This is a genomic window from Caballeronia humi (assembly GCF_001544475.1).
Taxonomy (GTDB): Bacteria; Pseudomonadota; Gammaproteobacteria; order Burkholderiales; family Burkholderiaceae; genus Caballeronia; species Caballeronia humi.
Genome location: NZ_FCNW02000044.1, coordinates 1 through 23,125, shown reverse-complemented (window position 1 = coordinate 23,125; position 23,125 = coordinate 1). Strand labels below are relative to the sequence as shown.

Below are 23,125 nucleotides of genomic sequence, written 5' to 3'. Positions count from 1 at the left end.
CATGCTTCATGTCTGCTCAACCAGGCGCTGCTTGGTGCTCGAGTCATCAACTAACGAGGCCCGCATGCGCTCACGCAACGGTTCGCCGACTCGAGGTCTCCGGGCGCTAGAATGATGCAGTACCGTAACCAGGAGGAAGCCTTGGACGACCGTTTTGACAGACGAGAACTGCTGCTGCATCTTGGGGACATGTTGGAAGCCATGAATTGCTTGGCGAACACTCAGTGCCCCAACGCATCTGTCGCGCAACTCACCAAAGATGAGAAGTCTTTACAACGATTCGCTTTTCTTCGTGGAGTCGCGCCTACGATGAGTGCGGCCGAGTTTGCCCAACGAGCGACGCGCGCCTATTCGCTCTGGCCAAAGGAACTGCTCGAGCAGGAGTTGAATCACGACGCGCTGGCAACATCCGTGCAGCACGCATTGTTCGAAGGAGATCCGGGCGGCTGGGAGGCCTTTGCGATGCAAATTCAGGAAAAAGTGAAGTGGTTCGGAACAGGACTTCCTGAAATCAAGGCCGACGTCACGCCAGAAGACATCCAGGCTGCGCCCGAGACAGAAACGCCGGTCGAAAAGCCGAACGAGGCGGCGAGCTCAACTGAATGGGGCGCGTCCGACGAAAAGCGCGGTTGGCCCTGGCCTCAGCCGGGTTCAACCTCTTGAAGCGAAGCCGTGTGACGACGCGGTTTGGTGCTCCCCAAGCGCGTGACCGACCCAGCGATGCAGATGAATCAATACTTCTACCACCCGTCTACCAGCGCACGCGTTGTTGCCACGTGTGGTCGATAAAAACGTCGATGGCCCGAGGGGTTTGCGCCGGCTGCCAAATCACCGTATCAAACACGTTCACAGTGTACGGATTGTCGAAGCTACCGGCGGTGTACGAGCCGATCAACTTCCCAACGCAGGCCCGCGCGCCCGGGCTATTGTCGTATTCTCCTTGCTCCGATACCTGCAGTGGTTTGGTCAGCACAAACGACCCGTCACCGCCCCACCCATACCCCGTCGCACTATTTGTTTTTCGCCGTCCTTCGGTCACATAGGAACCACGCAGCACCGCGTGCAGGGGAGTTGGACAGGGGTCGTATTGATCGTAGACTTGGCGGGCGTAGCTGGAACCGTCATTTCCGTCTGACAGGTCACAGCTCGGGAATGGCCGCCCTTTGCTCAGATCGTGGTAAAGCTGATTGATCGGCTGTTCGCATTGCGTCATCCCTTTTGGGCCGCCGTTCGATGCGGGATTGGCAAGGCACAGCAGCACCTTGCATCCATAGTCCGACGCGTGGGCGCATGTGCCAGCGGCTGTGATGGAGAGTACGACAAGGAGTTTCATCATGGCCTCTTCTCCTGAAATCGCTTTCCCGCGTGTGAGAAATTGTCAGTCTACGAACTGCACGAAAGGCGCATCCTGCTGGATGCTGTTCGGCGTCGAGCGCTGCCTGCGCCCCTCGTCTGCTCCACGGAGTGTCGTGCTTTGCCCTGCACGAGCAGCGGCACCCGCCGGCGTCTTGAACCGAACTTTGACGACGGCAGTGTCGACTGGCTCTTTGGTCAATTCAGGCTGCATCGCTGCAGGCTGATCCTGCTGCGAAGCGTCAGCAAAGATCACCCACGCCGGTGTCGTGAGCCGGGTCGAGTTCGCCGGCATCGAAGGCCCGCCGGCCCGCCTAACAGACGCCGCGTCGTCGGCGCTTTCGAGCTTAACGGCCGGCACAACCGGGATTGGCTGCGCTGTGTCCGTCGCATTGGCCACTACCTTTTGCACGTAGCTCGGCTGGCCGGCGCGTTCTGCTCGAAAACCCCGCGTGAAGTTGCCCGAGTAGTAGCAGCTGAACGCGGCCCGTAACGCTTGCTGCTCGTCGCCGATCTGCGTGTGGGCGCGCTCAAAGCATGCTTTCAGGATCGCGCTACCGGCCTTCAGGTTTCGACACGGCTCGAACCCCGTTTCATAGGTCTCGCCATACTTCGCGAGGTTGTAGCGATTTACCTGGCCGAGGCCAACCGAAAAGTTGAAGCCTTGGCGTTCCAGGTCGCGGGCTGTGGCCAGCGCTTCTTCCCGGTTGCGCGGCTGACGCGCAAGCCGGCCACCGACGACACCGATCGCGTACGGATTACCCGACGACTCAGTCCTCACCACGCCCTTAAGCGTCATCGGATGGACGTCTGGCGCACATTCAGCGGCCAGTTGCTCGAATCGCTGCGGCACCTCCCGTGTTGGTGTTTGCGTTGGTGATTGTGTCGGCATTTGCGCGTGCGCATTCGACATAGCAGTCATCACACCGAGCACGACCGTCATCGCGTCAGGCGCCTTCATATCGAATCTCCGACACATAGCGGCGCCCGTCAGCTGCGCGTTTAAACTGGATGACCACCTGAATCAGCGACTTCGCGTAATCGATAATCTGACTTTTGCCCATCGACGCACCGAAGCGCATCACCATCTGCGACAGACGGTCGTACATCAGCGTCGGGCTATCGGCGTGAATGGTGGTGATCGAACCGGTGTGCCCGGAGTTGAGCAGTTCAAGGTACGAATAGGCTTCGGCGCCGCGCAACTCGCCCATGATGGCGCGGTCGGGCGTCAAGCGTAATGACGCTTCGAGCAGATCCACCGCGGTGACCTTCGCCACGCCCTGACCGCCGCGCGAGTACAGTAGGTGCAGGCAGTTGGGCTGCGGCGGACGGATCTCGCGCGAATCCTCAATCGTGACCACCCGCTCATACTCAGGAATCTCTTTGAGCAGCGCGTTCAGTAAGGTGGTCTTACCCGCATTCGTGCCAGCCGAAATCACAATGTTCTTATGGGCGCGCACCGCGCCGCGGAGAAATTCCTCCCATTGCCCGCTTGCGTGGAGTTCCGCCAGCCGCTCATCCGAATAGTGCTCGTCGTCCGCGGGTTGATTCACCGTGTTGAATGCGCCCTGCGCGGTGTATTCCGCGAGGCCGATATCGAGCAGGGTGGGTTTTCGGATACACAGGGCGAGGGTCTTTTCTTCGACCGCAGGCGGGCGCACGACCTGAACCCGGTAGCCGCCGCGTTCGGTGTCGGCGACCCCTTCCGCCAGATTTATCGGAATCGTCGCCGACAACAGCGGCCGTTCCCGGTCACTTTCCTGATTGCTGTAGGCGGCCGTGACCTCGGCGAGCGAGTCCAGCAGCCGTTGATTCAAGTCCGGGACGTCGACCGGCTGCATGTAACGCTGACCCTGTCGGCCTAACCACACCTCACCCGGGCGGTTGACGGCAATCTCGGTGATCGTCGGATCATCGAGATACGAGGTCAGCAGCGACAGCTTGGCGCGAAACGAGGCGATTTCCGACATCGGTGTGCCCTGCCCTCACTGGATGAACGTCACGCCATCGGCGCGTCTGGACGCCTCCATTTCATCCGAATAGATCGGAGTGAAATCAAGGTCTTTGTTCACATAGATGCGAATCCGCGAGCCGGCTGCTACGGTGATCGTCGGCGGGATGTTGGCGTACGGCGCCAGCACTTGTTGGGACGTCTGCGCGGCGGCCTGCTGTACCGACTGCCGGTAGTAAGCGGCCGAGTTGTACTGATCGCCTGAGCCGACGCCGACATTGGAGGCGCCGGCGCCGATGATCGACAACAGCGCGGACATACCGAAAATTCCGGCAAAGTGGCTGTCCACCATGCCGCCCATGCCTGCCGTGCCGAGCTGATCGCCGCCGGCGCTGTCGAGGGCCACTTGCACGCCATCGGGCCGGCGCACCGTATTCCAGATCACAAACAGCCGATCCTGGCCTTTGCGGACCTCCGCGTTGTAGGTACCGCACACGCGCGAGCCCCACGGAATCAGCTTGATCCGGTCTTGCGCGCCGTACACGTCGCGTTGAATGGTTGCGCACACCATGCCCGGCAAATCGGAGATCGCCCGCGGCTCGAGCACGGCCTCGATCGTTTTGCCTTGCAAAACCTTGTACGGCAGATTCTCAATCTGATTGGCCTGGCTGACTGCGACGCCGTTGCCCGACAGCGCTCGGGCGAAGCGCGTGTTCGGGTCCTGTGCGCCGCGCTCGCCGCTGCCGGCGCCCAACATGCCTGCACTCGGCTGCCCCTGCTCGACTCCACTTCCACTATTACCCGTACCCCCGCCACCAGCGCCAGCATTTGGCAGCGCGGAGGTCGGCGCCTGGTTGCCGGTGTTCGGCGCCATGATGGCGGACTTCATGCGCGCTTCAAGGAGGCGCCGCTCTTGCTCCCGACGCTGCATCTCCATTTGCTCGCGCTGAACCTTCATCGGATCATCGGCCTGCGTAGCGCTCGCCGGCGTCGCGCTCGGCGCAGATGTTGCCGCCGGCATGATGGCCGGCTCGCGCGCCTTGAGCTTGGGAACGGGCTTACGTTCCGGAATGTCCAGCTCGGCACCGGCGGCAGGTCTGGCCACCTCGCTGCCACCCTGCTTCCAGTACCAGATCGCGGCGAGCGCGGCGACTGCGAGCGCAACCATCGCGACGCCGCTGATGCTTTTTTTCCGGTTGCCCACGACCAATGAGGCGTGGGTCTGTTTTTCCCATTCGCGAACCGCCGCCTCGCGGTCATCCTCCGGCAGGTTGGTTGGAGCGCTCATCAGCCGCCTCCAACCGCAACCGCCGCCATCTCCGTCGGCGCCGCCGCGGTGCGCTTATACGGATTCGCGTTGTTCTGCACGCACAGGTGCGAATTGCCGTTGCGTAGCGTGAAGAGGCTCGCCGTGCGTTCGACCACCAGATACGGCCCCTCGCGCCGTGTATTGACGATCGACTCGGTGCCGTCGGATCCGACCGTGTAGACAGAAGGGATCTCCGCGTCCGGAGCGAACTGGAAGTAGGTGAACTGGCCGTCGTCGAACGCGCGGGCGAGCGGAATCGCCGCCTTGTTACCCGAGGTGCCGTAGTCGAGATTGAGCCGTGCCGGATCGATCCCAGTGCTCGCCCGGCGGGAGGCGGGCGCGCTGACGACCCCGTTCATGTTCGCGTTCGGATAGACGAAGCGGACCAGGAACGTCATCGAGGCGCGGCTTTTGCCACTGTTGAGCTTGAAATAGTAGGTGCGCTTGTCGGTGATTACCGTGAGATTGGTGGCCGCGTTCGGCTCGACCGGCTTCAGAAAAAGCCGGTTCTGGTAGGGGACCGTCTGCCACGCAATCGAATCGCCCACCGTGACTACTTTGACCGTTTCGTCGTTGCTAAACTCGATCGAGGTCTGGTATCCATACGTTCCGACGATTTCATAGACCTGATTCGGGTCAAAGGCCACTTGTTTGACCCGGTCATCGGTGACGAGCGGGCGCGGCAACTTCGCCGCGCTCGCCGGCATCGACACGAGTGAGATCGATCCGCCCGTCAAAATGGCCGAGAGGGCTGACAGGGCTGACAGGACGATAGCGAGAGGAAGTACGGTGGGTCGCATGGTGCATCTCCCTTCTGCGAATCGAAACGGGCGTTACGGGGCGGCTTATCGAACCCGGTACTGAGCTGAGTGATGAGGTACCGAGCCGAGTACGGAGTCGTTACCGCGCGGATCACTGGCGGCTCAGCTCTTGATCTTTTCGATAGGCGGTCGCCGCGAAGCCCAGCGCGTTTTCCCAACGGTCGCCCAGCGCGAGCGGTTTGAACGTGAAGGTGTAGCGAACCAAAGCCGTGTAGTAGTCGATCTTTGGTGCGCTGCCCGGCTTCTCGGTGATCGACTGAAACGAGACCTGATAAGCGTCTTTGCCCAGCGACGTGATGCCAGTGACCTTCGGATACCGTCGGCCGCCCTGCCCGATCTGGTAGTACGGATTGTTCGGGTTGTCCGCGCTGGTTTCCGCGTCGTACTGAGCGGCGATCGTTTGCGTCGAGTGCAGCCGGCAGAGATCAGCAAAGCGCTGCCGCCAGTCAGGGTCGAACGTGTTGCAGTACATGATGAAGTCGTACACCTGACTTTGGACGAAACTCTCCTGCCCGGTGAGGATCTCTTTGTCGACAACCTGCTGTTTGACGACGTGCCCGTTCGCATCGATGACGGATACCACGGGGATCACCGTATGGATATTCGCAAGCACCGTCACGGCACCGGCGAGGCTCGCCAAACAGATCAGCAACAGACCGATAAACAGATACGCGCGGTTGCGCTCCTGCTTCAGTTTGTTTGACCCGCCCAGTTGCGCGGCCTGCGTCTTCGCGTCACCGAGGAACGTCGCATCACCGGAACTCATCTGCCGCCTCCGCGAGGCATGGCCATGCGCACGAGCATCAAGAGTGTCCCCGTCGACGACGAAGCACCGCCTGCCAGCGCAGAAGCCCAGCCACGAACGCCCAGCATGAACAGAATCAGCACGGCTTCGACAATGACGAGTTGCGCAGTTTGCTCACTCGTCGCCAACTCGTCAGATTTCGCCACTCTTCCTGCTGTATCGATGGCGTCACCAAAGGCTAAAAAACCGAAGCGAACGATGGCGATTACCAGGATATAGATGAAGCAAAAGGTAAGCATCTTGCTCACCCAGTTCATGAACCACTGCCGGGTTTCAGGGAACATCAGAAAGCCAACAAACAGCGGACACAGCACCATCGTGATGGCCAGCCCGAACTTTGCGATGGTCATGTAAACAAGCGCTAGTGCAAACAGAACACAGTTCACGACGAATAGAAGAATGCCGTCGCAAATCATTGCAAACTGATAAAAGTCCACATTTCGAAGCTTTCCCGAGACCGCGTCTACGTTTTCCCATAACCCGTCGAGCATCTGCGCCGTTGGTTTGCCCGCCATGACCGTGGCAGCGGCGCCTTCCATGAACGAAACAAACGCGTTGTAGACGATCTGAGCTAGGCCGCCCCAACTGAGTGTTCCGAACACGGCCACTGTCATGATGAGTTTTGCCAACATGTCTTTCCACAGGACGGGAGCATATCCGGCATAAATCTTGTAGCCAAAAATCACCCAATAGAGAATGGCGGTGAAATAAAGGGGCGTTGAAATGGCGTTCGCGATCGCTGGGTACGTCTGCGACAGAAAAGACTGCGTCACGCCGTCGGCTGCACCGACTAAACCCTGTAGGCTCATAGCGGCCATGTCACTTCGCTCCCATCACATCGCGCCAATGCACTCTGACGCGCGGGTCAAGCACCTCATCGCGACTCAACTGCTGACCAGTGGCAGTCGCAACCCGCCTTCTAATTTCGGCGATGCAGAATGAGTAGTTCTTCGCATTTGCGTCCGCTTTCTCAAAGACAATTTCGCCACATCGGATTGGATACAGCGACACCCAGCGGCTTAACTGGGCGGCGTCAGCGGTCAGTAGAGGGTTTCCGGCAGGCACAACGAGCACACGGCTGCCGGTCGATGGCTGTTGAGGCATGCTCGACGCTTCAGACACAACGGGTTCGACCGGCTGCTTTGGAAAGAAGTAATAAACCGCTCCGCCGATCGCGACGACGGTGGCGAGGCCCGAAACAATCATCCAGACGCTACGCATCGCCTTGGCCTCCATCCGTTTCCATGTTGAGACGTTCGAACTCGCACGCACACGGCGACTTGTCGAATTTGTTCGAGGCGCCCGCGCAGCCCCCAATCAGCGCCGCGAGCACCAGCAGCGCAAACAGGCGACAGCCCTTGCGCGCGAGCGCAATCATCGGTAAGAACAGGAGAAAGGGCAGGAATGCAAGAATCTTCACGACGGTGACTCCTTGTGAGGCGGCGGTCTCTCGTTTCCGAGAGGCTCACTCGCCCGTGCGGCGGAAATACTTCTGCGTGGCCGCCGTCGCCTGGTTTTGCTGATTCAACATGTTGGCTTGCAAGTTCATGTTCATCGCGTTGAGCTTCGCCATCGCGCTTTGCAACATGCCGTTCTCGCTCGAGATGCGGTTCTGCAAGTCTTGAGCATCCTTGACGTTCGTCGTCGTATCGACCTGCTCGCTCATGCGGGTCAGATTGATCAGGTGTGTCTGCACTTCCGAATACAACGAGTCGCCGCCCGCCATCGCGGCGCGCACCGAATCCGTACTCATCTTGTAGGTCGTCGCCGTCTGCGCCTGCGGATTGGCGAACAGGTCTTGCGGCATCGTATTGATGAGCTTCTCGTAAAAGCTTTGCCGCGAGCCAAACGCCCCGTTCTGCTGTTGCGCGACGACCTCCTGCCACGATCCCGGCACCACCGACGTCGCGCGGATCGATTCGTTCAGCCCCAGTTGCCCGCGACCATAGCTCCCCGTCACTGCCGCGTACTGCTGTTTGAGCGTTTCGTACTGTTGTTGCAATTGACGGAACTGCTGTTGCAGCTGGCTCATTGTCGCCGCGTCGAAGGTCGGAATGCCCGTCGCCGCTGCCGGCATCGATGCGCAGAAGGAAGCGGCGATCGCGATGCTCACGAAAATCCTTTTCATGCTTGAGCTCCTGCCTGAGATTCCTTTGCCCTGAGGTTGTGCGTGTTCCTCGCGAGCGCACGCGCCATGAACACCGGTACCCACCGCTCCGGGTCGGCGGAGTTGAGCTCACGAATAATCTCGTCCATCAGCGCGACGCCCTTGTCGTTGGAAGATAGGACCGGGATGAACTCGGGTAGCTCAGAAAGATCGAACTTCGCTCTGATCGACTCGTTACCCCGTCGGATTAGGAAGGTGCGATGTTCCGGCGGCGTATCGCGGATGAACTCGAATTCAGCTGGTGTCAGCCCGAGCGCGTCGACATAATCGGCATACCGCGCTTCGCCGTTCGGCAGAAAAATCTTGGTCGCCGTCTGCTTCTGAATCGAGTCGGTTTCGCTGTACAGGTACTTGGCATCCGGCGTCACAAAAATCAGCAACCCGTTCTTGCGACGAATCTGCATGATGTAGCTGTCGATTTTGTCGCGCCAATACGCGTGCTTGACGAGGTTCTGGCCTTCTTCGAGCACCAAGATGAACGGCTCGCCGTTCATCGCCTGCTCGATGCGATGAAACGGGTAGCTCAGCACGACGGGCAACTCGGGACGCGCCGCACCGTCTCGGATGAGTTGCCGCATCTCGTAGCAGTAGTATCGGCAGGTGTTCAGATCGATGCAGTCGTGCTCGTTATCGAACACGCCCCAGTTCGCCCCCTCGTGACCGTTCGCGCCGTGCCAGATGCGCATGTCTTTGGCGAGCTCGGTCTGACCGAAGCACCACGCCACGTTGCGCAAGCGCCGGTCTTCCTCCGGCAGTTCGTAGTTTTCGTGAACTGCTTTTTTGAAGCGCTCGACGTCGTCGGGTATCAACGTGCCGCCGTAGCAGGTGCGCATCAGCATCAGTAGCTCGATCAAATAGGCGCGGTTTTCGGGCGTATCGGGAAGCCTGAACGGATTCCAGCCCGTTTTCCCTTGCAGGCTCAGCGTCGTGTGCTGCGCGCCCATCGCGCACATGAACACCTTCGCGCCTTCGCGATTGTCGAACCAGAACACCCGCGGCCGGGCTTTGTCGGCCATTGCAATCAAGGCGGCCAGCAGCGTCGTCTTACCTGCCCCGCTATCGGCCGCCATGGCAAGGCTGCCCGCGACCATCCCTTCCATCTCCCGATGAAAGTTAAAGTGGTATGCGGTGCCGCTCTCCGTTTCGAACGGCATGATCGCGGGTCCCCACAGGTTGCCGTCGATCTTGCCGGTGGCGAAGTTGTGCAGCGACGCGAAGCCCGCGAAGTTGCCAGATTTGATCTTGCCGCGCCGGCCCATGAAATGCTGCGCTTGGCCGGGCAATTGCGCCCAAAAGAAGGTCTCAAGTGCAAACCATTCGCGCACCGGCTTCACCCCGAGATTCACGAACGCTTTCTTCAACCGTCCGACCGCGGCATCGAGATCCGCAAACGTTTGCGCTTTGTTGACGACCGGGTCGTCGAGGGTCGTCGTGGCCGGTACATGCACGAGCATGCTCAGGTGATGCAGACCATTGACCGAGCGGCCGCGACTTAAGTCTTGCAGGCCCTGGGTGATTTCGTCCTTGTCCTCCTGCGCGACGCCCTCGTGATCATTCACTGCAATGCGACGGCGTTCCTGCCGCATGTCGTGCTCGGCGCTGATCCGGTCGGTAAAGAAGAACGATTGGGTGATGATGTACTCGACGGGTTGCCTGAGAAATTCGTCGAGCATCCGCGAAGGCGTGCGCGACGGCCATTCGGCCATGCTCAGCATCGCGCCCGCGCGCATGCCGCTCAGGTTTTGCACCGCCATCGTGTTGCTGACGGTTTTGAAGTCGAGCCACGACACAGCCAGCGTGCGATCGAGCGGCAGTTCCGTGACCGACACGCGCTCATCTTCGAGATTGATCAGGTAATGAAGAAAGCCACCGATCTCGGTGTAGTCCGCACCGAGCGCGTCGAGCACGTCGTCACGCCGATAGACGCCCCGGTCGCCGTGTTCGCGCAGGAACGCTGGCCAGTCCGTGCCGAACCGAACGATTGCGGCCTCGGCATCCGCGCGCGTCACCTGATCGACAGAAAACTTGGGTGCGCGCTGGATGCGCAGCTTCCGGGCGCCATAGCTCGCCAAGGTTTGGGTGATCAGGTTCGCCGCTTCGTTCACGTCCTTGACCTGTTCGTCGAACGATTCCAACACCTCGTTCGTGATCGTCGTGCCCGACACCAAGGAGAACAGGCGGTCGAGGATACCCGGCACGCCCTGGCGAAACCGGTTGCGCACGATCGAGATGTAGATGTCGTTCACGTAGAACGGGCGCTGCTGGTAGCGGGCGCGCCAGGCCGCATTGAACTGCCGCGAAAACCACGTGCCGCCCTCGCCTGCCGGATATTGATTGACCTTGCGACGAATCAGGTGCACATAGATGCCGCGGTCGCTGTTCGCGATGGAGCGCAACACCGTATTGCGCCGACGCTCGAACTGCTTGATTTGCGCGGCGTTTAACGACTCGAAATACAGTCCATCGAGCTTGATGACCTGCATCACGCCATCGTCCTTGGTGATGACGGTTTCGTCATCGTAGTGAACGGTGTACGGAATCATCTCGCTCAACGCCCTCTCGCGGGCGTTCGCGCGCGCGCCGTCGGGTGTCGGCATCGACAGCGACATGTCGAACTGCTCTTTCAAGACGTCAGCGAGGCGCATAGCGACGGCATCCCCATAAGCGCTTGTTCGGGCACGTCTTCAGATGCGTGGCGGCGGCCAGGATGTCAAACAGGTACACGTCTTTCAGGCAGACCAGATAGCTGATCAGCAGCAGGACGGGCACCAAGGCCGCGGCCCACAGCGAGCGCGTGATGAGCGCCGTCATGCCAGGAAAATAAAAGCTGATCGCGAGACTCGTGAGCGTCAGGCCGCCGACCATCGTGGGTCGGGTCATCGCCGCGACGAGTGTTTCCGCTTCATCGGGCAAAAGGTCGTGCTCGACCTGGCTCATACCAGGCCACTCGCACGATTGCGAATATCGCCCACGATGTTCGGTGCGAAGAACACCAGACCAATCCCCAACCCCCACCCGCCGAGCGTCATCAGGTCGATGCGCCCGGTTTTCCAGCGAATCCCCTGGATCGCTAGGGTGATGATGCCGATGTAGTAGCCCCACTCGAAGATGAGCAGGTTGGTAATGGACTTCAGAAATGCGGTAATGCCGGTGAATGCGCCCGCTGCGTCTTGGGCTTGAGCGATCTCGGGAAGCAAGACCAGGAGGAGCACCAGCGCATTCGCGATGAACTCTAGCACGCGGTCGACGCTGTCGCCCTTGCAAGGGCCGACTGTAAGTTCCTTATGGTCATTCAGCTGGCCCATGGCAAACACCTCTCAGGTTTATTCGTTTCTCTTGGAAAAAACGATGCAAACGGTTTGAGTACGCGGACAACTTTCTTTAATAAAATCGACGGCGATATCCAGGCGTTTCCACAGCTTGATTTTTCCGAGCGCGGTCACGACGTCATACACCATGTCATGCGTCGGTAGCTTGACCTTCATGAGCCACCATCGGCTGTGGCCGTGCTCAGTCTCGATCAAATGAATTTCGTAATCCGGCTGAGCTTGGTCGAGGACCGTCAACTCTTTTTTGGTCAGCGTGAGCATTCTTTTTCCGTCGTTGCGCGGTTTCGGCGAAGACGGAATTAATGCCACGGACAACAGCGGCTTGCTACGTTTCAGCGTCAATATTCCACGTTCGACATTATTTGTGAAATGCCGGAAGCGATTTGTTGACCTTACACTGTATAAAAGCACAACCTTCAGATGAATGCAAGGAAGTTTTTGAGATATAGGAAGATCGCTAGGAGCAATGCGGGCCACGAGGTTGAGAGACTAATCACAAGCCGACATGCCTGCCGGGAAGTCGGTCTTGCTCGGCCAATGTACGAGGAATAGTCGTCGCGTGAAGCCAGTACAGCGGTCCTGAAAGCGCCTTGCCTCTGTCAGAATCTTTTCAGACTTTCCAATGCGTTGAACTCACATGGAAACACTCGAACTCGAACTTGGGATTGTTGTCGATCTGCATGGCGTCGGGTTCGTCCTGAGGCACAGATCGCGTTCCGTTGAATGCGTGATGGCGAGCGCGGCACTTGAGATGCATTTTTGGCTCACGCCCAATGCGGATGACACAAGACCCTGAGAATCTTCCGCGACGGCAGTCGCACAACGAAAGCTGCTCGCGAACGCTTGGAGCTAACGGCGGCCGACCCCCGCCGATTTCACGAGAAACTAAAGCCGCGAATGACGCCCGGTCGAGCTCGGCAGCCATTGGGCTCGAAATTTTCGACGCATCTCGAGCCGGCGTCACCCGTTTGCCGTGCGTGTCGATGCCCCAACGTCGCCACCTCCCCCCGGGGCCTCAAACAATCGCACGGTTCCCGCGCTCGCTGTCGCCGTTTTCGCCTATTGGCTCTCAGCTTCATTTCTCTCCCATGTAGCAACTTCCACTGCGTCGGTTGCGCGATTGCGCCTAGATGCGGTAGCGTGACGGCTCGACCGGATTTTCTAGGATGGAAGTATGAACAGGCAGGAAATAATTGAAGCAGTAGTCGCCGCCACCGGGGGCACAAAGGCGAGCACGAGCTTGGCCATCGACGCCATCCTCGAATCGGTAACACAGGCGCTTACCCGAGGAGAGGCCGTGCAACTGATGGGCTTTGGATCATTTTCGACCGGCGCTCGCGCAGAGCGGAGCGGGCGCAATCCGTCGACCGGCGAAGCTCTTACGATCCCGGCGGCAAAAACGGTCAAGTTCACAGCGGGCAAGGCGTTTAAGGACGCTGTCAACACGTGACAAATCGTCAGCGATGCGATTGGGCTTGCGGGTCGTAGAACGCTTGAGCGAGCCTGGCGAGAGGGCATATGGGTTCGAAGCGTAGCCGAAAGGGTGGGTCCTCTGCGCGTCAACCTCTCACGAAGGCGATGCTTCTGCCGATGAACCAGGCGTCCGCGCGGGAGCGATCTTTGTCTTCCCATCTTGCACTTGCCGCATGCAGAGATGGGCATGGAAGCGAGTACCTGTTCAACGAACTCATTCGCGTCGCTTATACCACCTGGTTTCTTCAGCAGGCGGGTTTTGGCAACGAACCGGTTGAATGCTACAAGAAGGCAGAATACGCTGTCGAGGCAGCGCTCGAGCTTGCGAGCAGGTCCGACGAATGGATTCTGGCCAAAGACACAATTCCGGCTTTTGAAACGCTGCTCGCGCTGCATGACACCCAATTGGCGACCGCGCCTCGCCACAAGGTGATGGAGGCTGAACAGCGGCTTTTGCGCTTTCTCGCGGGGACCGCACCCTCGCCAATACCTGGGCCGAACCTCGACAGACCTTAGAGCCGTTGAGGCCGCAGGGGCTGCGAATTGACAAAATCACACGGCTCGAGGGCGAAAATTGCGCGAATAAAGTGGAGCTCAGCCCACGTCGGATTCGCGCTCGGTCATGTTCTAATTTCTCCATGGCTCCGCCGTCGCTTTGCGAGCGGCCGCTAGATGACGCCCCTTCTAGTTCATACCTCTTAATAATGTCCAAGCGCTGCGCCCACGTTAAGGCCGTCTGCAACTTCCTTCAACGCATGTCGCGCGCCCACACCCACTATTCGTCGACGCGAGTTTCGGCGATCACAGATCTGAATCTGGAAAAAGAAGGATAGGCGGATAGCCGGGTCAGACCAAACCGACCGCGCCCCGCTTGCACCTTCCTCGGCAGAGCCATCAATGACAAGGTCGCACCGTCTTTAACTTGGATATTTGAAAAGTTGGGCATAAGATGAAATCCGCCGGATAACTCACGCGAGCAAACAGCGGAGGTAACGTGGATAAGCAGTTGGTTAAGAAGCTTTGCACATTCACGATGCTTCTTACGAGTGTCGCGACGACACCGCTTATTAGTCATGCTCAAGATAGTAGGGATGTCCAACGCGACCCGGACAGAACCGAAAATTGGCATCGGCCATGGCGGGAACGAGCGCCGACACCGAAGCTTTTCGATGCGCGAGGAACGGTCGTAGGCGACATTGCGCTTGGCAGAACAAGTAGCGACGATGGGGGTGTTGTTCTCAATATCGACGGCGTTCTTGTATATGTCGGCTTCGAGCGGATTTCGCTCGATGGAGGATTTACCCGGTCCGCGACGCAAATGCGGTGGAGTGGAAGCGAGCCCTTTTATGGTGGCGCCAACTGCACTGGGACCGCTTACATCTGGTACATAAACTCCCCCCTCCGGCCCGTCTCGATAATGCGGCAGGGCTCACAGGTGACGCTGCTTATTGCAGTGGAAGGACGCGAAGAGCATCGCACCCTTGTCTCCAATTTGGAGGGCGGAACCTGCATCGGGAACTACGCCGTGCCCAATGACGTTTGGCGCGTTGAGCGCACCTTTGACCTGACGAGCAGATACCCTGAGCCACTGCGCGTCGGATTCTAACCGGCGTGCTCGCCTCGCCGGGTTAGGACGCGCCGTTCACCATACATCGGAGTAAGTCACGTGAATCGTCGACTGTTTCTCGCGACCAAGTTCGCTTTGCTCCTCGCATTGGCTGCTTTTACAACCTTCGTCTCGGCGCATGATCGGTGGGATGATGGCAACGACCAGGGTGGAGGCTCGAGGACTCTCCAAGGCAGACACGAGAAAGTAAGTCCCAAGGCTCGGCTATATGACGCCCGCGGGACTGTTATCGGCGATGTTATCTACGTCGGCGGGATCGACTACGACGGCGGCGTTCTGCTCAATTTCAGCGGCGTTCTCGTATTTGCCGGGTTTTCGCGCGCAGGCGGCTACCAAACCAACGACGCGCTGAGCAACAGCGAGTTCGTGTGGCAGTATCCGCAGCTCGCTTACTCTAATCCAAATTGCACGGGTACCCCGTACATCTACTACGACGGGGGCCCATACCGTCCGAGCGCAATCGAGCGCAAGGGGAACACAGCGACGCTCTATATCGCGAAGGATACGCTCTCCCAAACCGTCACTATGGGTTCGAGCATAGGTGGCTATGGATCTTGTTATGCCGGCGCCCCGGTCTACGTCTCAAAGGCCTGGTCTGTCGAAAGCACCGTCGACCTAACTCAACTTTTTCCAGAACCTCTGCGCATCGGTCGATGAACCTCCGACCACGCGAACCATTGCGAGGAGAACATGCGAACCTTTCAGATGCTGACGACTGTCGCGGTTTTGGCTACCGCGAGCGGTGCAGCGTTGGCTCACGCATGGGATGCGGGCGAACGACAGGGCAACACCCCGAAACTGTATGACGCGAACAATGAGCTGGTGGGCATCGTAATCGATGCGCCGGGGGGAGCCGTATCCGACGGCGGCGTCATCATGAACGTCAAAGGTGCACCGGTTTTTGTCAGCTTTGCGCTTGAGAAGGCGCCTGACGGCTCACAGTCAGCGAGCAAACTCCGATGGAGCGGTGTGAGCCCGTCCTATTCCGGCGCGAACTGTACTGGCACGCCCTATATTCCTTACGCGCTTGGACCCTTGCGACCGGCTGCCATCGAGCGCAAAGGGGCGAAGGCAGTCTTGCATGTGGCGAAGGACGAACATTCGCAGTACGTCAGCATTCGCTCCCAGGACTATGGAAACGACTGCGGAAACTTCGTCGAACAGGGAGATTTTCCCGCGTGGGTAGTCGGAGAGTCGCTCGACCTGACAGCGCGCTTCCCTGAACCGCTGCATGTTGGACGCTAAGTGTCCAAGGCCTGCCGACCGTTGCCATTACGGCGGTGAGTGATCGGCTGAACCCGATGTAAATGGACGTTCGAATGCCCATGCGCCGACGTCGGCGAACAGCGCAACCGATCGTTTTGCTCACAACGTCGCTCGCCCCACGTCACTTTCGACCCGTTGCCGACGGTCGAGCCGTCAGAGTCGAGCAGTCCTGCCACTCCAGACGAAAACATAGGTCGGCCAATACGGTCATCCATAGCGCACGGGCAAGGAAGGCCAACGCCTGGAACAACAATTCGAACAGTCTCTCCGGCAGATCCTTTGCGGACGTCATCGTCAGTCCCAGCGGCACGATCGGGAAAGTACCGCAGCCGTGAGGCGCACGATGGCGTCCTCGGTAATCGCCGACGAGCCGCATCGTCCAGACCACGTCGAAAATGTTGGCGAGATCCACAAGCGACTGAATGTCAACGCTACTCACCAACGCCTTACTGGCAGGCGAGCCGCCCCCAGCCACTTTGAATCGAACTCGTGCAGATAACGTTCCGCCAGCATGCCGTATTCGCGCAGGCCCGTCCGTTTCGCGTGGGCCGGTTTAGGCATAAAAACTACAACGGAGCGAAAGACAAGGCACAGCAAGCCTCAGGGATTGAAAGGAACGCGCCGCTCACCCAGTCGCTCGCTGTGTTGGCGCTTGCCCCGGCCCGTGATTCATTGCAGCGTCGATCTTCCGCCACGCCATTGAAGTTGATCGAATAGCGTCTATCCTTACATTAGACCTTCGCCGGACACTGACGCTGGTTAGTATTGGTTGTTGCGGGAGGAGTCATGCAGGACTTTGTGCCTCGTGGTTTAGCTATGCAAAAGCAAGCGCCCCTCACCTTGGGCCTTCGTCACGCTCGCCAACGATACTGGTCCGCCTTGTTATGCGGGATGCTCACACATGGAGCATGTGTGCTCGCCGCCGGCCCTCTCCCGAACGGGGGAAATTTTGTTGCAGGCGCCGGTGCGATCTCGTCGAACGGCACTGCGCTCAACATCACCCAAAGCACGCCGCGCGCGGTCATTGACTGGCGCAGCTTTTCGATCGGTAATGGAAACAGCGTCATTGTCAATAACGGCGCCGGCGCAACGCTGAGCCGGGTGACCGGCATTGATCGCTCGGTCATTGACGGAAGACTGAACGCCACCGGTAGCTTCTTCCTGGTCAATCCGCAGGGCGTGCTGATAGGAACGCGTGGTGTTGTGACGACCGGCGGCCGCTTCGTTGCCTCCACGCTCGACCTCAGCGATGACGCCTTCATGAACGGCGGCTCGCTCAACTTGAGCGGTTCAAGCGATGCCGTCGTCGTGAATCTTGGCAGGATCAGTTCGAGCGGCGGCGACGTATTCCTGATCTCGAGCAAGCGGGCCGAAAACGTCGGCTCGATCGAGGCGCTCGTGGGCACGGCGGAACTTGCCACCGGCGCACAGGTGTTGCTGAAGGATTCGTCGAGCGGCAGCCAAGTGTTCGTGGAACCCGGTATTCGAGGCGATGTGGTGAACAAGGGCACGATCAGCGCCGCGCAGATCGCTCTCAATGCGGCCGACGGCAATGTTTTCGCGCTCGCCGGTAATCAAGGCGAACTGCGCGCGACCGGCACCGCCACGCGCGATGGTCACGTGTGGCTCGTGGCCGACCGTGGTACGGCGCACGTCCACACCCATGTCGTGGCATCGAATCCAGTTGGCAACGGCGGCGTCGTAGAGACGAGCGGCTATACGCTCCATCTCGACGACGCCGTAATCGATGCGGCACGCTGGAATCTGACGGCGCCCGAGTTCAACGTGGGAGTGGTGGCCGCGGCGATCCTCGCCCGTAGCCTGTCGAGCGGCACGTCGGTCAATCTGAACACGACGGGCGCCTACGGCAAGAGCGGCGACATCAATCTCCACTCGACGCTGCGCTGGGACGGCGACGCAACACTTGCGCTCAAGGCACAGCACGATGTGACGATCGGCGGGACTATAACGGTCGCTAACAACGGCGCGGGCAACCTCACACTACGAGCCGACGCAAACAGCATCGATAATGGCGCTAGCGTCGTGAATCGAGGCACCATCGACTGGTCGCGCAGCACCGGCGTCGTCGCGGCGCTCCATGACACGAACGGCGCTTACATCGCTGGCACCGTGAGGAGCAATCCGTCGTGGGCTCCCGCGCCGTTCAGCGGCCTGAACACGCAGGCGACCGCGTACCAGCTCGTCAATTCTAAAGAGGGTCTCGAGAACGTAACGAAAAATCTCGCCGGGGTATACGCGCTCGGCAAGGATCTCGATTTGGGGGGATGGCCGAATCAATTCCAGAGAATCGGAGGAGCGACTGCGACGTTCACGGGACAGTTTGACGGCATGGGTCACGCCATCGGCAATCTGTACCAATATCAGGAATCGACGGGCCTGTTCGGCGAGATCGGAACGACAGGCGTCGTGCGCAATCTGAGCGTTAATGCGACGATGACCGCATCGGGGATCTTTGCGGGGCTCGGCGGCGGCATCATTGCGCTACGAAATCGAGGGCTCATCACGAACACGCATGCGTCGGGCAGCATCGGTTCAACCCGGCGCGCCGGCGGCCTCGTCGTGGAGAACGACGGGACGATCGAGCGCTCGTCGAGCAGTGCCGCGCTCAACGACCAAGGCTCGTTTGCAGGCCTCGTCGTCGTCAATAACGGCCGCATCGTCCAGTCTTTCGCGAGCGGCTTGGTAAGCGGCGGATCGCATGCATCGGGCGCCGGCCTGGTCGACGCGAACTACGGATCGATCACCCAGTCCTATGCGGCCGGCGCCGCGACAATGTATTGGTACGCCAGCGGCCTGGTCTCGTATAACGCCGGCACGATTAGCGAATCGTTCGCTACCACGCGCCTCACGCTACTGGGGCCGCCCGACCAGAAGGCCGGTGTAGCCTTTACGAATGACGGAGCCATCGCGGACAACGTCTTCTGGGACGTGCAGGCGACCACTGCAACCAATAGCGTGTACAGCGGCGATGCGCTACCCGCCGCCAACGGCTTCACGACCGCGCAGATGAGCATGGCCGCGAGCTTCGGACCGACGTGGGACTTCAGTCCGACCGGCACGTGGGTGATGCCCGCGGGAGGCACGCATCCGATCCTGCGCTGGCAACAAGATGCGCAGTGAGCGCTCGTAAAGCAGAGATGAGGGAGGCGAAGCGGCGCGGCGCTTTCGCGAGGATGGCGGCTTCTAGTTTGCGCGCACCGGAGGCAATGTGAATAAGCGACTAAATGCTTTGGTCCTGTTGTCGGCCCTGTGGGGAGCATCGTCGGTTTCCGCCGCTGACGTAGAAGACAGCGCTCGCCATGACAGGGACCACCCAGTCGCGAAGCTTTTCGACGCGAATGGCAAGTTCGTTGGCGAGTTGGAGTACTTCGACGTCTTTGGCGACCCCGGGGCTGGGGTCATTCTCAACATACATGGCACACCAGTGTATGCGGGCATCACTCGTATCCGTCTAGATCAAGGGGAGAAGTCCGCCACTGAGATGGAATGGGCGGGCAACGCTGCGCACTTTACGGGTCCGAACTGCTCAGGAGCGCCTTATCTTAGTACGGTCCCCCCCGCGGTACCGCTCCGCCCGGCAGCCATCGTGCGCAACGGAGCGATAGCCACGTTGTACGTCGCCAGCCGCGGGCGACAGCAGTGGATTACGGCGATCTCGGCGGGGGGACTTTGGGGTACCGACTGCTGGGATACTCAGTCTAAGATCGCTTCTGAACGTCGGCCCGATCTGACCCGTGCTGGGATTGGCCGAGCTGCCTTGGTGTTGACCTGTCGATCGGGTTCCGGCGTTCCCCGAGCGTTGCCGGGCCCAGCGTCTGTGACCTAATAGGAGCTTTGTTCTGCACCGTGAGTGTCCTGTCCTGCGATTGGGGTTGGCGATGTGCCCACTACAACGGATATACGCATGGCACAAAATGAAGTAATTCTAGGCGTTGACACGCATCTGGATACGCATGTCGGGGCTGTGATCAACGACACAGGCAGGCTTCTCGGAACGCGATCGGTTTCGACCGACACGGCAGGGCATCTCGATCTGCTGACATGGGCGAGTTCGTTCGGCCATTTACGCCGCGCCGGGGTTGAAGGGACCGGCACCTACGGAGCAGGATTGGCCCGCGTGCTGCGCGATCATGAGATCGAGGTGCTTGAAGTCAATCGTCCCGATCGCGCGATGCGCCGATCCAGAGGGAAGTCCGATCCTACTGATGCTGAAAACGCCGCGCGTGCGGTCCTCTCCGGAAGTGCTACGGCTATTCCAAAGGAACAGTCCGGTGCCGCCGAGGCGATGCGCGCCGTCTCTGTTGCCAGACGCAGTGCAGTCAAGGCAAAGACGCAGGCTATCAACCAATTACGAGCTTTGCTCGTGAGCGCCCCCCAAGAAATCCGTGATCGCCTTCTGAAAGTGAAGACTGCAGAATGCATTGAGGGCTGCGTCCGTCTTCGGTCGCTGGGAAAAACGCCAATGTTGCAAACGCTCACGACCACGTTGCGATTGCTGGCGAAGCGTTGGCTGACGCTGGCAGAGGAGCTCAAAGCACTCGACACTATGCTCGACGACCTGACCAGCCAGCATGCCAGGCGGCTTCGCGAAAGATTCGGCGTCGGCCCGCAGACCGCTGCGGTATTGGTCGCTGTAGCGGGCGACAATCCCGAACGCCTGAAAAGCGAAGCTGCGCTGGCGGCACTCTGCGGCACAAGTCCGTTGCAGGCGTCATCCGGAAAAACGGTCCGACATCGTTTGAATCGAGGCGGTGATCGGTCTGCAAATAACGCGCTATGGACGATAGCGATGGTTCGGATGCGCAGCGACCCGCGTACCCGAGCTTACGTTGATCGCCGGACGAAGGAAGGCATGTCGAACAAGGAAATCCATCGCTGCCTGAAGCGCTATATCGTCCGGGAACTGTACCCGCTCATCCTGGCCGATCTGGCGGATTCAACGCGTGTCGCTTGACATAGGAGCGTCAACTACGGCGGCGAATTGCGCGCATGGGCGGTCGAAAGTACGATCGATTTGACACAACGCTACCCAGAGCCTTTGAGAGTGGGATTCTGAAGTCGCACTCCTATCCAGCGCCTGCGTGCAACATCGGTCCGGCATCTCCGCACGCAGCTTGACTTGGGTCAACGAACGGCCTCGCACTTCTACCGGTCCGTTTCGGGAATAAGCTCTGTCCGTGGAGGCTTTCTCTATATCGCACGCTGCGGAGGTGAAGTGAATAACCGAATCTTCAATTCTTTGGTTCTGTTGTCGGCCCTGTTTGGGACATGCTTGGCCACCGCCGCTGATGAGAACGGCGGCGCTCGCCATGGTAGCGACGGACCCGTCGCGAAGGTTTTCGACGCTAATGGCAGGTTCGTCGGCGAGATGGTGTACTTTCAAGGGTATCCCGGAGTAGTTCTCAACATACATGGCGCGCCCGTGTATGCGGGCATCACTCGTATCGGGAACGGCTACTTCGAGCAGTCGGCAACTGACCTGAAATGGTCTAGCGGAGATGCCGCCTTTGCGGGTCCGAACTGCTCAGGAACGGTCTATGTTGTCTCCGACGTCGGAGTACTCCGCCCGACAGCCACCGTGCGCAACGGGTCGACCGTGACGCTCTACGTCGCTAGCGGCAGCCGCCAGCAGGCAGTGCTCATTAGTTCGGTGGGCGAGCCGGGGGTCGACTGCTGCTCTTATAGGCCAGCGCAACGGCTAGTATGGGCCGTCGAAAGTATTTTCGATTTAACTCAAAACTATCCGGAGCCTCTGCGAATCGGACCTTGAAACCAAACTTTCATGAACGTATGCGAGCCCCAGGTTCATCGGTACGGTTCCGGGGAATAAGCTCTATGCCGTGAGGCTTCTTTATTAGCGCGCAAGGCGGAGGCAAGGTGAATAAGCGACTTGTTAATTCTTTGATCCTGTCGGCGGCACTGTTAGGAGCATGGCCAGCGGCAGCCGCCGATGAGGAAGACAGCGCTCGCCATGACAGGGACCGTCCAGTCGCGAAGCTCTTGGACGCCAACGGCAGGGTCGTCGGTAAGCTCGTGTACTTCAATTACGGAGGGTACATCACGCCCTATGAACGTCTCGCTCAGGGCGGGGTGATTCTCAACATACAGGGCGTGCTTGTATATGCGAGCGTCGTTCGCAGCAATCCCGCGGACGAGTCTGTAAGGGCGCTGAAGTGGTATGGCAACCCTGGATACTTCTCGGGTCCGAACTGCTCAGGGGAGGTGTACGTTTTGCTGTCGGCGTTCGGGCCACTCCGCCCCGCGGCCATCGTCCGCAAGGGGCCAAAGGCCACACTCTACGTCGCGAGCAGCAAGCCTAGGGAGACGGTAACGCTGCGCTCCGGCGGCGGCTACACGCCGAGCGGCTACATCAACCCGGACATCGACTGCAACGATTATGGCGGCCAGACGACGGAAATTAAAGCATGGAAAATCGGAAGTACCTTCGATTTGACACAACACTATCCGGAGCCCCTGCGCATCGGCTTTTGAGTCCATCAACCGCGTCATCCATGTCTCGGTGGCTCCGGTGCAAATAGGAAAAGGCCAGCTCAATCGCATCTAACCCGACCGTCGGCTTTGCGGCATGGCCCACGAACGGACATCTGCGCCTGTCGCTTCACGCCGTTGCTCGCACCCTCCTTCGCCATCACCGTCACCATAACGCGATTGTGCCACTGCACCGCCTTAGCACTGCGTCAGCGCATATCGCCGTCTCCGCTTTCTCTGGTCTCGCCAATCGTCGACCTAACACGGGCGAACGCTACCTCGTTGATGAAGAGTTCTATTTCGCCGATGGGTATGAAGCGCCAAGGAGAAGTGCACTTACCGCGACGGCAATTTTGCCTTCCGCCGACGAGGCGACTAGTCAGTAGGTGCGGGCTTAGCAAAAGAAAAGCCCGCCGCAGCGTTTACCCGGCGGGCAATGCTCACGCCAGGATGCGCGCGAGGAGACCTCTTACGTTGTAGCAGACCCGACCCGCAATGCAAGGCATGTCGGGCA

At 59.5% G+C, this 23,125-nt stretch carries 23 protein-coding genes; 8 read left to right on the top strand and 15 right to left on the bottom strand.

Features of this window, described 5'->3' with window-relative positions:
* The first annotated feature begins 141 nt into the window (after positions 1–141).
* The gene (locus AWB65_RS27025) at positions 142–663 is read left to right on the top strand and encodes a hypothetical protein (RefSeq protein ID WP_087670111.1); all 522 of its coding nucleotides are present in this window, start codon (positions 142–144) and stop codon (positions 661–663) included.
* A gap of 88 nt (positions 664–751) precedes the next feature.
* Here the strand turns inward: AWB65_RS27025 and AWB65_RS27020 are convergent, their stop codons facing one another.
* The 14 genes from AWB65_RS27020 to AWB65_RS26955 form a co-directional block, all read right to left on the bottom strand.
* A complete protein-coding gene (locus AWB65_RS27020; protein ID WP_087670079.1) occupies positions 752–1,336 on the bottom strand; it encodes a hypothetical protein in 585 nt (194 codons plus the stop codon).
* Between the two features lie 42 nt (positions 1,337–1,378).
* A complete protein-coding gene (locus AWB65_RS27015) occupies positions 1,379–2,314 on the bottom strand; it encodes a lytic transglycosylase domain-containing protein (RefSeq protein WP_200821810.1) in 936 nt (311 codons plus the stop codon).
* Entirely contained in the window at positions 2,301–3,323 is a 1,023-nt protein-coding gene (gene virB11, locus AWB65_RS27010) for a P-type DNA transfer ATPase VirB11 (protein WP_087670078.1), read from the bottom strand. Before virB11 ends, AWB65_RS27015 begins: the two co-directional genes overlap by 14 nt.
* Positions 3,324–3,338: 15 nt before the next feature.
* The gene (locus AWB65_RS27005; RefSeq protein ID WP_087670077.1) at positions 3,339–4,592 is read right to left on the bottom strand and encodes a TrbI/VirB10 family protein; all 1,254 of its coding nucleotides are present in this window, start codon (positions 4,590–4,592) and stop codon (positions 3,339–3,341) included.
* Positions 4,592–5,413: a P-type conjugative transfer protein VirB9 gene (gene virB9, locus AWB65_RS27000; RefSeq protein WP_087670076.1), complete on the bottom strand. Its 822-nt coding sequence runs from the start codon at positions 5,411–5,413 to the stop codon at positions 4,592–4,594. The genes AWB65_RS27005 and virB9 overlap by 1 nt, the downstream gene beginning before the upstream one ends.
* Before the next feature lie 112 nt (positions 5,414–5,525).
* A complete protein-coding gene (locus AWB65_RS26995; protein WP_087670075.1) occupies positions 5,526–6,200 on the bottom strand; it encodes a VirB8 family type IV secretion system protein in 675 nt (224 codons plus the stop codon).
* Positions 6,197–7,057, bottom strand: a complete 861-nt coding sequence (locus AWB65_RS26990; protein WP_087670074.1) for a TrbL/VirB6 family protein — start codon at positions 7,055–7,057, stop codon at positions 6,197–6,199. Before AWB65_RS26990 ends, AWB65_RS26995 begins: the two co-directional genes overlap by 4 nt.
* A 1-nt stretch (position 7,058) precedes the next feature.
* Entirely contained in the window at positions 7,059–7,475 is a 417-nt protein-coding gene (locus AWB65_RS26985) for a hypothetical protein (protein ID WP_200821809.1), read from the bottom strand.
* Entirely contained in the window at positions 7,453–7,659 is a 207-nt protein-coding gene (locus AWB65_RS26980; protein ID WP_087670073.1) for a hypothetical protein, read from the bottom strand. The genes AWB65_RS26985 and AWB65_RS26980 overlap by 23 nt, the downstream gene beginning before the upstream one ends.
* Positions 7,660–7,704: 45 nt before the next feature.
* The gene (locus AWB65_RS26975; protein ID WP_087670072.1) at positions 7,705–8,367 is read right to left on the bottom strand and encodes a TrbJ/VirB5 family protein; all 663 of its coding nucleotides are present in this window, start codon (positions 8,365–8,367) and stop codon (positions 7,705–7,707) included.
* On the bottom strand, positions 8,364–11,051 hold the full coding sequence (locus AWB65_RS26970) for a VirB4 family type IV secretion/conjugal transfer ATPase (RefSeq protein WP_200821808.1): 2,688 nt from the start codon (positions 11,049–11,051) through the stop codon (positions 8,364–8,366). The genes AWB65_RS26975 and AWB65_RS26970 overlap by 4 nt, the downstream gene beginning before the upstream one ends.
* Entirely contained in the window at positions 11,038–11,343 is a 306-nt protein-coding gene (locus AWB65_RS26965) for a VirB3 family type IV secretion system protein (protein ID WP_087670071.1), read from the bottom strand. The genes AWB65_RS26970 and AWB65_RS26965 overlap by 14 nt, the downstream gene beginning before the upstream one ends.
* A complete protein-coding gene (locus tag AWB65_RS26960) occupies positions 11,340–11,711 on the bottom strand; it encodes a TrbC/VirB2 family protein (protein WP_087670070.1) in 372 nt (123 codons plus the stop codon). The genes AWB65_RS26965 and AWB65_RS26960 overlap by 4 nt, the downstream gene beginning before the upstream one ends.
* A gap of 18 nt (positions 11,712–11,729) precedes the next feature.
* Positions 11,730–11,996, bottom strand: coding sequence for a MobD protein (locus tag AWB65_RS26955; RefSeq protein WP_087670069.1), 267 nt, complete (start codon positions 11,994–11,996; stop codon positions 11,730–11,732).
* A gap of 913 nt (positions 11,997–12,909) precedes the next feature.
* Here AWB65_RS26955 and AWB65_RS26950 point away from each other — a divergent pair.
* From AWB65_RS26950 to AWB65_RS26930, 4 genes are all read left to right on the top strand, one after another.
* Positions 12,910–13,185: an HU family DNA-binding protein gene (locus tag AWB65_RS26950; RefSeq protein WP_087658633.1), complete on the top strand. Its 276-nt coding sequence runs from the start codon at positions 12,910–12,912 to the stop codon at positions 13,183–13,185.
* 140 nt (positions 13,186–13,325) lie between these two features.
* The gene (locus AWB65_RS26945; protein ID WP_087658659.1) at positions 13,326–13,724 is read left to right on the top strand and encodes a hypothetical protein; all 399 of its coding nucleotides are present in this window, start codon (positions 13,326–13,328) and stop codon (positions 13,722–13,724) included.
* 1,150 nt (positions 13,725–14,874) lie between these two features.
* On the top strand, positions 14,875–15,492 hold the full coding sequence (locus tag AWB65_RS26935; protein WP_087670067.1) for a hypothetical protein: 618 nt from the start codon (positions 14,875–14,877) through the stop codon (positions 15,490–15,492).
* A gap of 33 nt (positions 15,493–15,525) precedes the next feature.
* On the top strand, positions 15,526–16,080 hold the full coding sequence (locus AWB65_RS26930) for a hypothetical protein (protein ID WP_087670066.1): 555 nt from the start codon (positions 15,526–15,528) through the stop codon (positions 16,078–16,080).
* A 142-nt stretch (positions 16,081–16,222) separates the two neighbouring features.
* Here the strand turns inward: AWB65_RS26930 and AWB65_RS26925 are convergent, their stop codons facing one another.
* Positions 16,223–16,513, bottom strand: coding sequence for a hypothetical protein (locus AWB65_RS26925; RefSeq protein ID WP_125474215.1), 291 nt, complete (start codon positions 16,511–16,513; stop codon positions 16,223–16,225).
* 500 nt (positions 16,514–17,013) lie between these two features.
* Here AWB65_RS26925 and AWB65_RS26920 point away from each other — a divergent pair, with 500 nt between their 5' ends.
* The 3 genes from AWB65_RS26920 to AWB65_RS26900 all read left to right on the top strand — a co-directional run bounded on the left by AWB65_RS26920 (position 17,014) and on the right by AWB65_RS26900 (position 22,614).
* Positions 17,014–19,242 carry a two-partner secretion domain-containing protein gene (locus AWB65_RS26920; RefSeq protein ID WP_235007782.1) on the top strand — a complete coding sequence of 743 codons (2,229 nt, stop codon included), beginning with the start codon at positions 17,014–17,016 and terminating at the stop codon, positions 19,240–19,242.
* 784 nt (positions 19,243–20,026) lie between these two features.
* Positions 20,027–21,076 carry an IS110 family RNA-guided transposase gene (locus AWB65_RS26910; RefSeq protein ID WP_087670062.1) on the top strand — a complete coding sequence of 350 codons (1,050 nt, stop codon included), beginning with the start codon at positions 20,027–20,029 and terminating at the stop codon, positions 21,074–21,076.
* A gap of 923 nt (positions 21,077–21,999) precedes the next feature.
* A complete protein-coding gene (locus AWB65_RS26900; protein ID WP_125474214.1) occupies positions 22,000–22,614 on the top strand; it encodes a hypothetical protein in 615 nt (204 codons plus the stop codon).
* Positions 22,615–23,125 lie beyond the last annotated feature (511 nt).